Origin of the sequence: Bacillus sp. ABP14 (genome assembly GCF_001831375.1) — a bacterium.
GTDB classification, from domain to species: domain Bacteria; phylum Bacillota; class Bacilli; order Bacillales; family Bacillaceae_G; genus Bacillus_A; species Bacillus_A paranthracis.
The window spans coordinates 4908503-4923710 of the sequence record NZ_CP017016.1; the positions used below are offsets into that span (position 1 = coordinate 4908503).

The 15208-nt window shown below is 34.0% G+C and carries 13 protein-coding genes; all 13 read right to left on the bottom strand.

Annotated features, from left to right (window positions below; genetic code table 11):
* Positions 1-3: 3 nt before the first annotated feature.
* Complete coding sequence (locus tag BGI23_RS25685) at positions 4-2775, bottom strand: bifunctional glycosyltransferase/CDP-glycerol:glycerophosphate glycerophosphotransferase (RefSeq protein ID WP_255369069.1); 2772 nt, start codon at positions 2773-2775, stop codon at positions 4-6.
* Between the two features lie 17 nt (positions 2776-2792).
* Positions 2793-4091 (bottom strand): glycosyltransferase, encoded by a 1299-nt coding sequence (locus BGI23_RS25690; RefSeq protein ID WP_070807213.1) that lies wholly within the window; start codon positions 4089-4091, stop codon positions 2793-2795.
* The gene (locus BGI23_RS25695; RefSeq protein ID WP_070807214.1) at positions 4042-5301 is read right to left on the bottom strand and encodes a glycosyltransferase family 4 protein; all 1260 of its coding nucleotides are present in this window, start codon (positions 5299-5301) and stop codon (positions 4042-4044) included. Before BGI23_RS25695 ends, BGI23_RS25690 begins: the two co-directional genes overlap by 50 nt.
* A gap of 346 nt (positions 5302-5647) precedes the next feature.
* A complete protein-coding gene (mreB, locus tag BGI23_RS25700; RefSeq protein ID WP_000457986.1) occupies positions 5648-6649 on the bottom strand; it encodes a rod shape-determining protein in 1002 nt (333 codons plus the stop codon).
* A gap of 161 nt (positions 6650-6810) precedes the next feature.
* Complete coding sequence (spoIIID, locus tag BGI23_RS25705) at positions 6811-7083, bottom strand: sporulation transcriptional regulator SpoIIID (RefSeq protein WP_000544012.1); 273 nt, start codon at positions 7081-7083, stop codon at positions 6811-6813.
* A 345-nt stretch (positions 7084-7428) separates the two neighbouring features.
* On the bottom strand, positions 7429-8277 hold the full coding sequence (locus BGI23_RS25710; RefSeq protein ID WP_070807215.1) for a polysaccharide deacetylase family protein: 849 nt from the start codon (positions 8275-8277) through the stop codon (positions 7429-7431).
* A gap of 166 nt (positions 8278-8443) precedes the next feature.
* On the bottom strand, positions 8444-8578 hold the full coding sequence (locus BGI23_RS25715; protein ID WP_000008903.1) for a hypothetical protein: 135 nt from the start codon (positions 8576-8578) through the stop codon (positions 8444-8446).
* Between the two features lie 141 nt (positions 8579-8719).
* Positions 8720-9625, bottom strand: a complete 906-nt coding sequence (locus BGI23_RS25720) for a stage II sporulation protein SpoIIQ (RefSeq protein WP_070807216.1) — start codon at positions 9623-9625, stop codon at positions 8720-8722.
* A gap of 161 nt (positions 9626-9786) precedes the next feature.
* Positions 9787-10494, bottom strand: coding sequence for an ABC transporter permease (locus BGI23_RS25725; RefSeq protein ID WP_070807217.1), 708 nt, complete (start codon positions 10492-10494; stop codon positions 9787-9789).
* Positions 10494-11336, bottom strand: a complete 843-nt coding sequence (locus tag BGI23_RS25730) for an ABC transporter ATP-binding protein (protein ID WP_070807218.1) — start codon at positions 11334-11336, stop codon at positions 10494-10496. Before BGI23_RS25730 ends, BGI23_RS25725 begins: the two co-directional genes overlap by 1 nt.
* Before the next feature lie 180 nt (positions 11337-11516).
* Positions 11517-12524, bottom strand: a complete 1008-nt coding sequence (locus BGI23_RS25735) for a LytTR family transcriptional regulator DNA-binding domain-containing protein (RefSeq protein WP_070807219.1) — start codon at positions 12522-12524, stop codon at positions 11517-11519.
* Between the two features lie 126 nt (positions 12525-12650).
* Positions 12651-13670 (bottom strand): stage II sporulation protein D, encoded by a 1020-nt coding sequence (gene spoIID / locus BGI23_RS25740; RefSeq protein ID WP_070807220.1) that lies wholly within the window; start codon positions 13668-13670, stop codon positions 12651-12653.
* 208 nt (positions 13671-13878) lie between these two features.
* Entirely contained in the window at positions 13879-15183 is a 1305-nt protein-coding gene (murA, locus tag BGI23_RS25745) for a UDP-N-acetylglucosamine 1-carboxyvinyltransferase (protein ID WP_000411263.1), read from the bottom strand.
* Positions 15184-15208 lie beyond the last annotated feature (25 nt).

A 15208-nucleotide genomic window follows, 5' to 3' on the forward strand; every position in this document is an offset into this window, starting at 1 on the left:
TCTCTACACTCCCTTTATACTTTCGAATAACATTTGACAATGTAACTCTTTTGGCTTAATAACGTACTTATTTATTTGCTCCAAATTAAGACTTTGCAATGAACTTTCAAAATCATTTAGTAAAAGATATATATCTTTTTCAGTTTCTACTCTTTTTCCAAACAATTCTGTCCTATGATTAATCGGGCCTTCATTATAGTGTTTAGAATAAAATTCATCATAATCAAACTGAAAAAAAATAACAGGCTTATTCATATAAGCAAAATCAAATGAAACTGTAGAATAATCTGTAATTAGTAAACGATGTCGTTTTAATAGACTTTGCACTGTTTCTTCACCTTGTTTCATGACCTTGATTCGTTCATGAAATACAGGTGTTTCTGCACCAAATTTTTGAGTCTGATAATGCGGAAAGAAAGTCAATTTCATGTCTTTCTCTTCTAACATCTGATGAAGCTCTTTACTTTTTAAAAATGACATATATGTCTGCCAGTACTTAGATTCCATTAATTGGTCTTTCGTTTTAATCCAACTTCTCCAAGTTGGCATAAGTAAAATTTCATTCCCTTTACTTTCATCCTTTAAGGCATCCCAACGTGCAAGCCCTGTTACGATTACCTCATCTTCCTCATATCCAAATTCTTTGATGATATGCTCCTTTTCAAACTGTGAGGACACAACAAATAGAGAATAGCCCATTCGATTTTTATTTAACACATGATTTACGCGACTTACACCTATAACCCCATGTTGAATAAAAATCTTCTTATTTTGCTGCCATTCGGGATAGTACTTTAAAATGTGTTTATAGTCATCTGTATACATATTGGCTGTTTCTGAATAACTGTTAATTGTTTTATTACAAATCAACAAATAGAATGTATGTTTAAAACTTCCGTATTGAATTACATTACCTAATCCTTCAATATTTTTATAATCATTACTTTTCTTATTAATAATATAAAAAACTGGAACATCCGGGTGTTTCTTTCGAATATACGTAAATAAGTGATAGGAATTATCTTGTGCTGTATCTTCTCTTTCACCAATTAACCATATATTCTTTCTACGAAAATATGATCCAAATAATTTATAGAATATAATTGCAAGTAATGCTTTATAATTTTTTCTTTTAAATAACCCTAAATCATAACGAATTGCTCGCTTAACTTCACTATATGTATTCATCATTCTCTTCACATAGTTAGACTTACAAATTTGAATTGTAGCTTCACTATTTTTATATAGTACCTTAATATCCAATGAATTTTCATTTTGATACTTTGTATTATTGCGTAACTGTGCTAACAGAACCCTTAGCGGTTCTTCAATAACAGTTTTCCCTATGCTGAGGCGTATTGATATTTTCCATTCTCCCTCTTCTAACAAATCTCTTACATTGACTTCTATTGTTTCAAATCCCGCATCATTATAGTCAATGGTATTGTTAGAAAATAAGTATGATATATCCGTACGTAAGGAGTTTTTTAGTTGAATTGTTTTAGTGGTTCCATCTTTATAAAATACTAATTCTTTTTTTATTTTTTTAGTTGATACATTTTCAACGAATGCATATCCACTAATTGTAAGAATCTCTTTACGAAGTTTTATTCCTTCTATTTTATGAACTACAGTTAAATTATTAACTTGTAATAATTCTTTATATCGAGGGAAAAATTGATAATAAAAATAATAATATTTTCCATTCTCATATACATGTTCTTTTGAAATTAATTCATTCTGAAAGATATTTAATAATTTCTCTAAACCTTTATAATCATTTTCTTTTATCATTTCAGTTATTAATTTGTCCCGTACATTAAAATCTTCTACATGCTTAAAACTAATTAGGCTTGATAGAAACTTATTTCCAAGTCGAATGACTTCTAAAAGCTTTTCATTTGAAAAATCTTTTCCCTTTAAAACAATAGAATCCACAAAGAATTTCCACTGTCTTGCCTCTATAGTATGGATTAATGCAAGCCTTTTTCTCTCTATATACATGGCTGTTAATTTCATTTGTAATATAACTAACTGATTAAAAAACATAATCGTTGCATTTTTAGATAGGTTATTATTATCGTTATCTACTATCCTATAATAAAGCAAGGGTATCTCGCGTACGATTACCCTTTCTGCAACCAACAAACATTGTTGGGTAAATAGCAAGTCTTCCCCTACCCAAAGATCTTCATCAAAATGAATATTATTAAGGACACACATTTCTCTTTTAAATATCTTATTACTCGTGGATGGAGTGAGATGTAATTCTAAGTTCTCCGCAATATTTCTAATCAATGGGAATTCCTTATTAAATAATTTTTTCATATATGAAAGTGGCCAATTTTTATATTCATTAAAACAAATAATATTGGCAATAACCATATCTGCATTATTTTCGCTCGCAACCTCATACATTTTCTCGTATCCAGCTAAATGCACATAATCATCTGCATCTAAAAATGTAACGTATTCCCCGTTTGCTTTTTGTAATCCGGCATTACGAGCGGCACTCACACCAGCATTCTGTTGTCTATAAACTTTCAAATTATTATGTTGCTTTTCATACTGCTCCAATACTTTCATACTATTATCGGTTGAGCCATCATCAACAACAATAATTTCAATCCCCTTTAATGTTTGTTCAACAACAGATTGTAAACACTGAGCTAAATATTGCTCTTTGTTATAATTTGTAATTACTACACTTAGCTTTACTTTCTTCAAGAAACCCTCATTCCCATCTTTTAGTTCATATGGTAACGTAGAAATCAAAAATATTTTCCCCTATATTATTCCAAATCCTTATATATTTTTATAAAGAGTTCTTTTTCATTTTCCCAATTATAATTATTACGGGCAATGAAGCTATTTTCTCTCATTTTCTCTCTCTCTTCTGGATGTTCTAGTATGTAGTTTACTCCTTCAGCAATGGAAGCCGGATTATGAGAATCTATACAAATCCCAACATATTCATTTTCCACCACACGTTGTATCTCTGGAAAACTACAAGCAACAACTGGAACCCCGCTCATCATATATTCAAATAGTTTATTAGATGAAGCTGAATAATGGTTAAAACAAACGTTATTTAAAACTTGAAAACCTAAATAAGCGTTCTTCGTATAGTGTAATAATTCATTCACAGGTACTTTCGGAATGAATTTTACTTTATTTTCTAAACCTAAATCCAATACCATCTTCTGTAACTCAGGTTTAATACGTCCATCACCAATAAATACAAGTGTGCCCTTTTTAAACATTGGAACTGCTTGTACTAGCTTTTCTAAACCTCTACCCACTTGAATTCCGCCTTGATATAATAAGATAGGCTCTTCCTGTGAAATCTCTAACACTTCATGCAAATTAATCGAATTACTGTCCTCTGGTTGTGTTACAAAAGGATAATTATGAATGACCTTAGGGTAGAAGCCATATAAATCTTCCGCATATTTTGCACGAGTATGATTTTCCATAATCATCACATCTGTATATTTCAGGAAGAATTTCTCCATAATCCCATAAATTTTACTATTGTATCCAGTGCGGCTAGTCTGTACCTCATGTGAATCATAGATTAATTTCTTCTTTCTAAATACTTTCGCACAAAGCCATCCTTGTGGTAGTGTATTTAAATCATTGGAATGATAGAAATCATATTCTTTTTTCAGACCAACCTTAACCATTTGAATCAATATATAAGAGCGTACAATTAATGTCCGTAGCTTTCTCATAGAAAATAATGCACCAAATAACAATATCAAACATGTTATCATTGGGAATTTCCACAAACAAAGTGCTGCAATTACTCCAAATAAAAACATTGTAACTATATTTTTCGTTATTAATTGCTTTACTCGTTTTGCTGCACCCAAGACTTTTTGTAAAAGAGATAGTCGATTATTTACACGTGTTACTGTAAATCCTTCTTTTCGTATCTCCCATTTAGGTAAATCATTTTGTTTCCAATCATGAATACAAATCAAGTCTACTTCATAATCCTCTTCAGCTAAAGCCGTGCATTCTCTTAATACACGAGCGTCATTTGTGAAGTGGTTCCATACGAACATACATACTTTCTTCTGTGGCATCATTTTCCTCCATTAAACTTGTTAATACTTTAATATTATTTTTCCACCTCAAATATTGGAAAGCAAATTCATGCCCATTGTTTCCCATTTTTCTACGCAATATCTCATTTTCAGCTAGTTTGATAATGTGCTCTCCTAATTCTTTAACTGTTCGATCATTTGAAATCAAACCACATTGAGCTTCATTAATAACTTTCTCAGCATATCCAGACACATCTCCAATAATAGGCTTTTTCATACACATATAATCAATAACCTTCCCTGGCAAAACGGTTTGAAATACTTTTTCATCTACTAAACTAACATATGCAATATGTGCCTTTGCAACTTCTTTTAGGGTTTTATTACGACTTTTCGCTTTAATAATTTCTATATTAGAAAGTTTTTTTTCTTTAATAACCTCAGCCACCTGATAACTTTTAAACCCATAACCAATTATTTTAAATTTAATATTTTCCTTTTCTCGTAGATATTCAGCCACCTCGATCAACTTTAATACATCTTGAGCTAACCCTATATTTCCTGTATAAATTACTTCAACTATTTTAGTACTTGAATCAGTTATAGCTTGTTTAGTTTCTATCATATGTAATTCTTCTTCTGTTAAAGAGTTTGGCATAAATGATACTTTTTCACGTCTAACCCCTTTTAACTCCAGGTATGGAATAAACCCTGCACTATTTACAATAATTTGATCAGCTACACGATATAACATCTTTTCTAAAGCATATGCTATCGATAATACAAATCGATTTGCAAAAACTCCAACTCCTAACAATGATTCCGGCCATAAATCACGTACATCTAATAATAATTCAGCTTTCAACTTTTTTTTAGCAAAAAAGCCTGCTATACCAATAAAAATAGGTGGAGTTGAAACGAATACATAATCATATTTTTTATCCATACGGAATATAGCCATAATAAAAAGCATTGTGATTTCTAAATACAAAAATAATCTTCTTAGCATATTATTTGTGTATTTTTTCACTCTTGGTTTTACTCTTATAACATCTTCACTATTTATCGATTCTTCATCCCAAAATTCCTTCTTTTTATATAAATTCTCATTTGGATATCTTGGATCAGTAGTCAAGATTGTAACATCGTATCCTCTTTCACTTAATTCCAAATAAATATTCTTTATTCTATTTGCCGCACTTCCAATTTCCGGATAAAAATTTTGTGCTATTACTAACACCTTCTTCATTTATCTATGTCCCTTCTTCCTCCCATATCAAATAATACCCCATTCTATTTCACCTAATCACTGTCTATTTTTACTATTTTTTAACAAAATTCGCTTTAAATTTACAAAGTTCGCTTTAAATTTACAAATACAAGGATATCACTAAATCTGACAAAATTGAACCTTTCTAATTGATAATTTAACTTTTCACCCCTAATATAAATACAATGGAATATATAAATATAAGCAAAACGTAAATTTATCAATATTTACTACTAATTGATCCAATACAAATAAACCTTAAACAGTAGATAATAAAGCCAACTGTTTAAGGTTTACAGTATTTCACAACATATTAGTTTAATATTTATCGCAAAGCACGACGTGGTAATTTATCAATATTCTCTAACATGATACCTGTACCAACCGCAACGCAGTGCATTGGGTTTTCAGCAATTAATACTGGTACCTTTAGTTCTTCTGCTAGAAGCATGTCGATACCGTGTAGTAAAGCTCCACCGCCTGTTAGAATAACACCACGATCGATAATGTCCGCAGATAATTCTGGTGGCGTGCGCTCTAGTACGCCTTTTGCAGCTTGTACAATAACAGCTGCATTTTCTTTTAATGCTTCTGTAATTTCTTCAGAGCATACTGTAATTGTGCGTGGTAAACCTGTTACCATGTCACGCCCGCGAATTTCAAGTTCTTCGCTACGTGCACCTGGGAATACTGTACCAACTTTAATTTTAATATCTTCTGAAGTACGTTCTCCGATTAATAGCTTATACTTACGTTTAATGTAGTTTAAGATCTCCATATCAAACTTATCGCCAGCCATTTTGATAGAGGAAGAGGTAACAATATCACCCATAGATAGTACAGCGATATCCGTTGTACCTCCACCAATATCAACAACCATGTTACCACTTGGTTGGAAGATTTCCATACCAGCACCAACTGCGGCTACTTTTGGTTCTTCTTCTAAAAATACTGTTTTACCACCTGAACGTTCAGCAGCCTCACGAATTGCTTTTTGTTCTACTGATGTGATATTTGTTGGACAACAAATTAAAATGCGAGGTTTTGAAAAGAAGCTCTTTACGTCCAATTTGTTAATGAAATACTTTAACATTGCTTCTGTAATTTCGAAATCTGCGATTACACCATCTTTTAGTGGACGAATGGCTACAATATTACCAGGCGTACGTCCCACCATACTTCTTGCTTCTTCACCTACTGCTAATACTTTACCTGTGTTACGATCAATAGCAACAACAGATGGCTCATTTAATACAATACCTTTACCTTTAACATGGATTAATACGTTAGCCGTACCTAGGTCAATTCCGATATCTCGCGCAAACATTCCCGTTTTTTCCTCCTCGATATTCAAAATCAGGTTACACCCGAATTCTTTTACACCTAATTTCTGATTTTATCATAAATTTAACAGAAACGTAATATTCGCAAAAAGAATTCTTCTGAAAAATATTACCGAATTGAAATGGAATGTTCACGATTGTACCTTTATTGACGTACCGGCTTTTCTACATCTTCTTTTCTATACTTTTGTTTCGTTGCTTCTCCGCCTCTTAAATGACGAATAGACTTATGATAATCAAGAATTTCTTTCACTTCATTTGCGAGCTCTGGATTAATTTCTGGTAGACGTTCTGTTAAATCTTTATGGACTGTACTCTTTGATACCCCAAATTCCTTTGCAATGACACGCACTGTCTTTCTTGTCTCCACGATATACTTACCAATCTTGATAGTTCTCTCTTTGATGTAATCGTGCACACCACTCGCCTCCCTAAATTGGATGTGAGAAGTGTGAAATGAGCTTCGCTGCATACGACTTAGAAGTAAGTGTGAGTGCTGTTTGTAAGCGTTAAACATTTTTGGATTTATAATGAAATGATTCACGATTTCTCACCTCAAACACTCTCTTTGCTTTGGTTTATACCATTGTATTGCCCGTGCTACTGATATATGCTACATGTTCAATATTTTTACAGAGAAGATGCTACAAATTTAGTATTTTATCTATACGTAACCCAATATCAGCACAAAACACCTTAAGATAAAAAAATAAGAGCATGTGGTATTTAATTGAAATCAAATACCACATACTCTTTATCTCGATTATTTATCTTGTTTACCATAGTTCCCTTTTACTATTTCAGTGAATGCTTTTATATCTAAATCTGCCTTAATAACAAAACGATTAACTTTTAATATATCACTTTCTTTAGTAGCATAATCAGATGTGTTTACAAATGCCATCTGGAATTTAGAATCCTTTAATTCTTTAACCATCTTATCATTGTATTTTCCAAACGGATAAGAAAGGTAATCTGTCTTTAAAGCGTCTTTACTCTTTAAAATGTCACTTTTAATTTCCGCACTATTCTTATTAAGTACCACAGCTTCTCCTTTTTCTAATTTATGCAGAGAATCAGTATGGCTACCAAATTCAAAAACATCTCGCATTTTATCCATTTCAGATTTACTTAGAGCTTGAATTTTCTTAGGATCAAATTTCTCTTCTTGCTTGTTAATTCTTGATGTAACAACAAAGGAAATCGCATGCATTTTATATTTTTTTAAGATAGGATATGCATAAATATAATTTGACTTTGATGCATCATCAAAAGTAATTAAAACACTTTTTTCTGGAAGATTCTTTTTATTTTTTATAAATCCCTCTAATTCTTTTGCAGTAATTGCTCTATAATTATTATCCGCTAAATATTTTATTTGTTTCTCAAATTGCTCCACCGCTAAAACTGTTCCTTTATTTTTAAAAGCTTCACTATTTTCTTTTTCAGTTCCCTTTAGTAAATGATGATATAATAAAACGGGCACTTTCTCTTGCTTACCTGTAGCATTCATTTTATTAAAAATAAAAAATCCAATCCCAGCAATTAGCGCTACTACAACCGCTATTAAAATAAATAATTTTTTCGAACTTTTGCTTTCTCTTGCTTTCAATTTAAAACTTCCCCCTCAACCACAACAAAAAAACACAGTATTTTAGAGCCCTACTGTATTCAAATATCGTTTTCTTATGTAAAAAAATCACAATTAGTATTATACGACCTAGCTTTAAAAATTCCAATAGGTGTACCAAAAGAAAAAGACACTCTTTCTTAGAGTGTCATTCTTCTCGTTCTAACTCTTCTTCTAACAATTGATGGTGGGGAACCTCTTTCTTACCGGCAATGTAATAATATAAAGTAAATAAAACAAACAATAAAATAATAGCAGTCGACAGAACAAACAAAAATGACACAGTATCCCCTCCCTTTTGTAATATATATTCGAGAATCTCGTCATTTTTCCTTGTTATTGCAACTTTTTTCTCGAAATTGAGTATTTTTATATGGAAATAAAAAAATCAGCTCTCCTAGTGAGAACTGATTTTTTCACTTTCTTATTCTTGCGAAGAAGAATCGTTAGATGATTCTGTAGAACCATTTGTTGATTTTTCTTCTTTCTTCGGTTCTTCTTTTTTGTCACTAGTTGAACCGCTAGTTGACTTCTCTTCTTTTTGAGACTTGTCTTCTGTTTTACTTTCTGGTTTCGTGCTCGTTGACTTTTCTTCTTTTTGAGATTTGTCATCAGCTTTTTTACCAGAAGCGTTCGTTGCCTTTGTAGCACCTGCATCAGCTTTAATTTCTGCTACTGACTTATTTAAGTAGCGCTCAGGGTTCACAGCCACATTGTCTTTACGTACTTCAAAGTGAACGTGAGAACCTGCTTCTTTATTCATTGCACTTAGACCGGATTTTCCTAATACTTCACCTTGTACAACTCGTGCACCTTTTTCTACTTTTACACTGCCTAAGCTTTGATAAGAAGCTGCTACACCATTTCCGCTATCAACTGTTACAACATAACCAAGAAGTGAATCTTTTTCAGCTTTCGTTACTGTACCACTTAAAGCAGCTGTAACATTGAATTCTTTTCCATTCTTCGCAGCAATGTCAATTCCTTTGTTCGGGGAATATGTGTTGTTATAAAAGACAAGTGCTTTTTCTTGTTCCGCCTCAGTTGCTGCATCTTCATAGAACTTCTTCTGTACAACTACTTCCGCATTAGCAGGAGCTGGCATTTTCACTACTTCTGAAGACTTCGTTACTGGTACTGCTGGATCTTCCGTTTGTGTATACGGCGTTGCTTGATCTTGGTTCGGAGTCTTCTTCGGATTAGCTCCTTGGAACCATAGTGCAACCATTAAAATTACCGCTGCACAAGCAATGTATAGTGCCGGAAATACCCATCTTTTTTGAAATAAATGTACTACCTTTTGCGACTTTTTATTATTTCTTCCTCGCATTCCATCATCACCTCAGCAATCATTTTGAACAATATTCACGCATCCTATACAACCTATAACTAATTACTTTTCGACAAAATCTGTAAAAATATGTATAGGAATTGTAAAATTTCCGAGGAAATGATTGAAAAAAGAAAAAACTGAGCGTTTTGGCTCAGTTTTTAGTCCATTTGTTTCTTTTTGTAAACCACCATACAAAGAATAATGGAAAGGACACACCAAATTATAATATTTATTAAATCACCACTAACAGTTGAAAAACCTTTTCCAGCCAGCATCTTTGGCATTGCATCTGCAAGATGTTTCGTTGGAATAAAATTGATTGCCTTTTTCAAAAAATCACTTTTAATAAATTCTCCTAACATCGGAGCTAGAAGAAAAATAATTAGAACTGGCATACCTATTACCGATGTTGATGCCATTGTTTTAGATATTAATCCAATTGCCGTACCTAGCATAAGGAAGAAAAGTATACTAACAAGTAAAAATAGAACGATTAAAACCATATTTCCCTTTAACACACCTAAAATAGCAAAGTTACTAATACAAATTACAAATGTAATAAGAGCCGTTAATGCACTTTTTCCTAGTAATACTTCTAAAGATGATGCTGGTGATAACATCATCACACGTAGCGTATGCTTTTCTTTTTCTTCCGCAATTAAAGACGCTTGAACAAAACTTCCTACCATCGTTAAAGCCATTAAAGTTAACATACTAGCTATTTGATCTTTCGGCCCATCCATCTGTTGATAAACAAAGGAAAATATAATTGGCATTGCTGCCATTAAGAGCATAGATGAATTTGCTTTAATATCTTGTACCTCTTTGCGAAAAATAGCTGAAAATCTTCTCATTGAAAATGTCATTATAATCCCCTCCCAGTAACTTCAATAAAGATATCGCCTAGCGTTGGTTCGTGTGAATGAATGGATAGTAATTCGCCCTTTTTCATCCATTCTGAAATGCGTTTTGCACCTAATTCATCTTTTTGCACCACTTCTTTTTGCTTATCTTTTAATACGACTTGGATTTGGTCTTTTGCATATTGTAAGCGTAGGTTTTCTGGTGTATCAAGTGCTACAATTTCTCCACCGCATAGAAAGGCGATGCGATTACAGAGCGTCTCTGCTTCTTCCATATTGTGCGTCGTTAAGAAAATTGTCGTTCCTTCTTTATTTAAGTCTTTTAAGATTTTATGAATGTTTTGTACGTTAACTGGATCGAGTGCAGATGTTGGTTCGTCTAAGAAGAGGATATCTGGTTTATGAAGGATTGCTCTTGCTAATGTGACGCGCTGCTTCATTCCTTTTGATAGTTTCTTTACTAATGTTTTTTTATCATCTAATAGATTCACTTGCGCTAGTACTTCTTCGATTCGTTCTTTTTTGCAATCGTATAAGTCACAAAATAATAGTAAGTTATCATAAATGCTAAGTCTTTCATATAAGCCACTATTATCTGTTAAAATACCAATTCGTTTGTAATCGATGCTGCTTGGGTCTGTAATATCTTTTCCTAATACTCTTACCGTTCCGACACTATGAAGTAATTGAGAAGTTAATATTTTTACTGTTGTCGTTTTTCCAGATCCACTCGGTCCAAGGAATCCAAAAATTTCTCCTTGCTTCACCTCAATATTTACATTTCGAAGTGCCGTTTTTTCATTGAAACTTTTCATTACATCTTTCATTTCAATTGCTAATGTCATCTCGTCATCCCCTTTATTTTTTCTTTTATAGATGAAAGTCGCTTTAGCGCTTTTCGTTTATTTGTTTCGCTTTTCTTGACTCAATCATATGAAAAACAAAGAGGTTACGCAGTAAAATACCGGTAAAAGGAGTATTTTTACCGGTGAATGAATCGTATTTTGAGCTTATTGGAGCACTTTTTATAGCCCAATCACGCTTTTTAATTCATCCATTCGTCCTTTTGAAAGCGGGATTGAACTTTTTCTTTCATCGTCTAAAATTAAGCTGAAACTGTTACGAGTCCAAGTAATCACTTCTCGCACCCTTTGTAAATTCACAAGGTAAGAGCGATGACATCTAAAGAAACCAAAACCTGTTAATCTCGCTTCTAGTTCACTTAATGTTAATGCGCATACGAAATCACCTTCACGAACGTGAATATGTGTTACTCCGTTTTGTGTTTCAATGAAATGGATTTCCATTGGATCTAATAAAATGATTTTATCGTTTACTTTCGCTGGTATTCTTTCTAACTTCATTTGCGGAATCATTTGAACGACTTTTTCTTCATCGACTTCTTCTGCTTCCTCTTGTTCAATTTCTACTTTTTTCACACCATCATTGTTTAATATGTATACATCTTCTGTTAACGAAAGGGCGTCCGATAGGAAAGATGATGTAATAAAAATCGCCTTTCCTTGCTCTTTCATTTTCATAATTGCTTTTCGAATCATAATCGTACTCTCTGTATCTACATTTTGCTCTGGTTCTTCCAAAATGACTAAATCCGGATTATGAATCATCACTCGCCCAATATGAAGACGACGTTTCTCTGAAAATGATAGTTTTTCTATTTTAACGTTTAATTTATCTAAAAGGCCGACATATTGTACAACTTCTTCTATACTCATATTCGATTCATACAGCCCTATTAAAAAATTAAAGTATTCCTTCACCTTCAAACGATCATATGCTTCATCTTTCAAAAAACAAAAGCCGATGCGAGAATAATTTCTCTTTCCAATCGCTTCACCTTCAAATAGCACATTGCCAGTTGAAGCTTCTTCCTCACCAATAATAATGCGGTGTAACACTTTAGCTGTATGGTTATTACATTGCAAAACAACACATTGCCCCTTCTCAACCTCTAGCTCAATTACCGGTAACTGGTTCGTCTTCCCTAACTGTTTCAACCCCAATAACACCATTTCGTCTCCCCCGAATGCTTTTTATCATATTATACCAAACAATTAATGGAAATTTTTGATATTTTATGAAGTGTCATAAAAAAGAAGGACCGTCCCAACATACCTCTTAGGACGGTCCCTTTTACTCTACTTCTTCACCATCAACTTACCTTCATAATCGTTCATCGTCTTTATTTCAACACCTTTATAGTAATGAGCGACGATATCTGTATATTTCTTGCCTTCTGCTGCCATGCCGTTCGCTCCGTATTGGCTCATACCAACGCCGTGGCCGAAGCCTTTCGTCGTAACGATGATTTTATCCCCTTGTTGTTTCCACGTGAAGTCGGAAGAACGTAAGTCTAACTTTTCACGAACTTCCTTTCCTGTTAATGTTTTCCCTTGAAATGCTACATCCTTTACGCGCTTTCCTTCCGTAAGATCTTTAATATTTCCAACTTTTCCGTCTGCTAGCACTTTCACGCCGAGACGTTTTTGAAAGTCAGCTACGGTAAAGGTTTGCTCGCTCGTAAATTTCGGAGAGGCTTGATCCCACGGGCTATCTACACTCTTTAAGTACGGATAATCATTTCCCCAGTAATCGGCTGCATTTTCTGTCCGGCCATTACTCGTTGAGAAGAATGATGCTGAGATTGGCTTTCCGTCATACGTTAAAACTTGTCCTGCGGTTTTCGAAACAGCTTCTTCGATTTTCTTCAAATTATTTTCGTAGTTATTGCCCCATTGTTTTTTCAATTCTTCTTTGCTTTTGTACACTTGATCTTTCACCGTATCTGTCACGTCCGCATTGTTTTTCTTACCTCCGCTTAGCATACGCTGCACGACAAATGTTCTCGCTGCTAATGCCTGCGCCTTTAGCGCCTCTATTTCAAAACTGGCATTCATCTCAGAAGCTACTACACCGGTCACATACTCCTCCATAGGTAATGACTCTACCTTTTTCTGTTTCTCGCGATATACAGCAACTTGAACCGCTGTATCCACTTTCCCTGGAGCTGGTATACTTTCTATCGCTGGAGGAGTTTTAGAAGCTGCTTTTTCCTCTACTTTTGCTTTCGCAAACGGAATCACAAGAACAGCAGGTACAATGATAACGAGCGCTATGAGAAGCGCTACTGTAATAAAAAGTGGCTTTGAAAATTTCATCTTATTTCCCCCAATATGAAAAAGCTTTACTCCATTCATTCTTATGGAACAACTCTTTCTTTTAGAACATACTTAAGGGGAACCATATAAAACAAAAATTTTCTAAATATTTTTACTGGTACGTGCATAAGTATAGAATTTCTTGACTATAACAGTAATAAGCCCAAAAAAATAGCCTCTATGTCAAAAGACATAGAGACTATTTCAATTAAGCGTGAAGATCAGAAACTTCTTGTTCTTTCACTTCTTCTACTTTTTCGTTTACACGTTCAATAGTTGCACCTAATGCAGCTAATTTCTTATGGAAGTTTACATAGCCACGGTCAAGATGTTTTAACTCAGTTACACGAGTGTAACCTTCTGATACTAAGCCAGCTAAGATTAATGCAGCTGCAGCACGTAAATCAGTTGCTGCTACTTCAGCACCTTGTAAGCTGTTTGGACCGTTCATAATAACAGAACGACCTTCGATTTTAATATCAGCATTCATACGACGGAATTCTTCAACGTGCATAAAGCGGTTTTCAAATACCGTTTCTGTAATCATACTTGTTCCATCAGCTTGTAGTAATAATGCCATCATTTGTGATTGCATGTCTGTTGGGAAACCTGGGTGAGGCATAGTTTTAATATCAACCGCTTTTAACTTATCTGGGCCGATAACACGTACACCTTCATTTTCCTCAATAATTTTAACACCCATTTCTTCCATCTTCGCTGTAATTGAGCGTAAATGTTCAGGCACAGCATTTTCAATTAAGATGTCTCCACCAGTAATTGCCGCTGCAACCATGAATGTTCCCGCTTCAATACGGTCAGGAATAATAGAGTGGTTTGCACCATATAATTTATCAACGCCTTCGATACGAATCGTTCCAGTTCCAGCTCCGCGTACTTTCGCTCCCATCGCATTTAAGAAGTTAGCTAAGTCAACGATTTCTGGTTCTTTCGCTGCGTTTTCAAGGATTGTTGTCCCTTTTGCTAATGTAGCTGCAGACATAATGTTTTCTGTCGCGCCCACGCTTGGGAAGTCTAAATAAATTTTAGCTCCTTTTAGTTCTCCCTCAACGTATGCCTCAACAAAACCGTTACCAACCTGTACTTTTGCTCCCATTGCTTCGAAGCCTTTTAAATGTTGGTCAATTGGACGTGAACCAATTGCACATCCACCAGGAAGTGCAATACGAGCACGACCGTTACGTGCTAATAAAGGTCCCATTACTTGAACAGATGCACGCATTTTACGTACATATTCAAATGGTGCTTCAATGTTTAGCTCTTTAGAAGCATCGATTGTTACTTGGTTATTTTCAAATACGACTTCAGCATTTAAATGACGTAATACCTCATTAATTGTGTATACATCAGACAAAACTGGTACTTCAGATAGTACATTCTTTCCATCACTCGCTAATAGGGCTGCAGCGATTATAGGTAATACAGCATTTTTTGCGCCCTCAACACGCACTGTGCCGTTTAACCGCTTTCCGCCACGGACGATGATCTTTTCCAAATTATTCCCCTCCGTGTCCTTTTTT

Excerpts from the sequence above, each read along its gene's own strand:
- BGI23_RS25690 (WP_070807213.1), bottom strand. The coding sequence starts at position 4,091 with ATGCCACAGAAGAAAGTATGTATGTTCGTATGGAACCACTTCACAAAT.
- spoIID (WP_070807220.1), bottom strand. The coding sequence starts at position 13,670 with ATGAAATTTTCAAAGCCACTTTTTATTACAGTAGCGCTTCTCATAGCG.
- BGI23_RS25695 (WP_070807214.1), bottom strand. The coding sequence starts at position 5,301 with ATGAAGAAGGTGTTAGTAATAGCACAAAATTTTTATCCGGAAATTGGA.
- BGI23_RS25735 (WP_070807219.1), bottom strand. The coding sequence starts at position 12,524 with ATGGTGTTATTGGGGTTGAAACAGTTAGGGAAGACGAACCAGTTACCG.
- BGI23_RS25720 (WP_070807216.1), bottom strand. The coding sequence starts at position 9,625 with ATGCGAGGAAGAAATAATAAAAAGTCGCAAAAGGTAGTACATTTATTT.
- BGI23_RS25730 (WP_070807218.1), bottom strand. The coding sequence starts at position 11,336 with ATGACATTAGCAATTGAAATGAAAGATGTAATGAAAAGTTTCAATGAA.
- mreB (WP_000457986.1), bottom strand. The coding sequence starts at position 6,649 with ATGTTTGCGCGAGATATCGGAATTGACCTAGGTACGGCTAACGTATTA.
- BGI23_RS25725 (WP_070807217.1), bottom strand. The coding sequence starts at position 10,494 with ATGACATTTTCAATGAGAAGATTTTCAGCTATTTTTCGCAAAGAGGTA.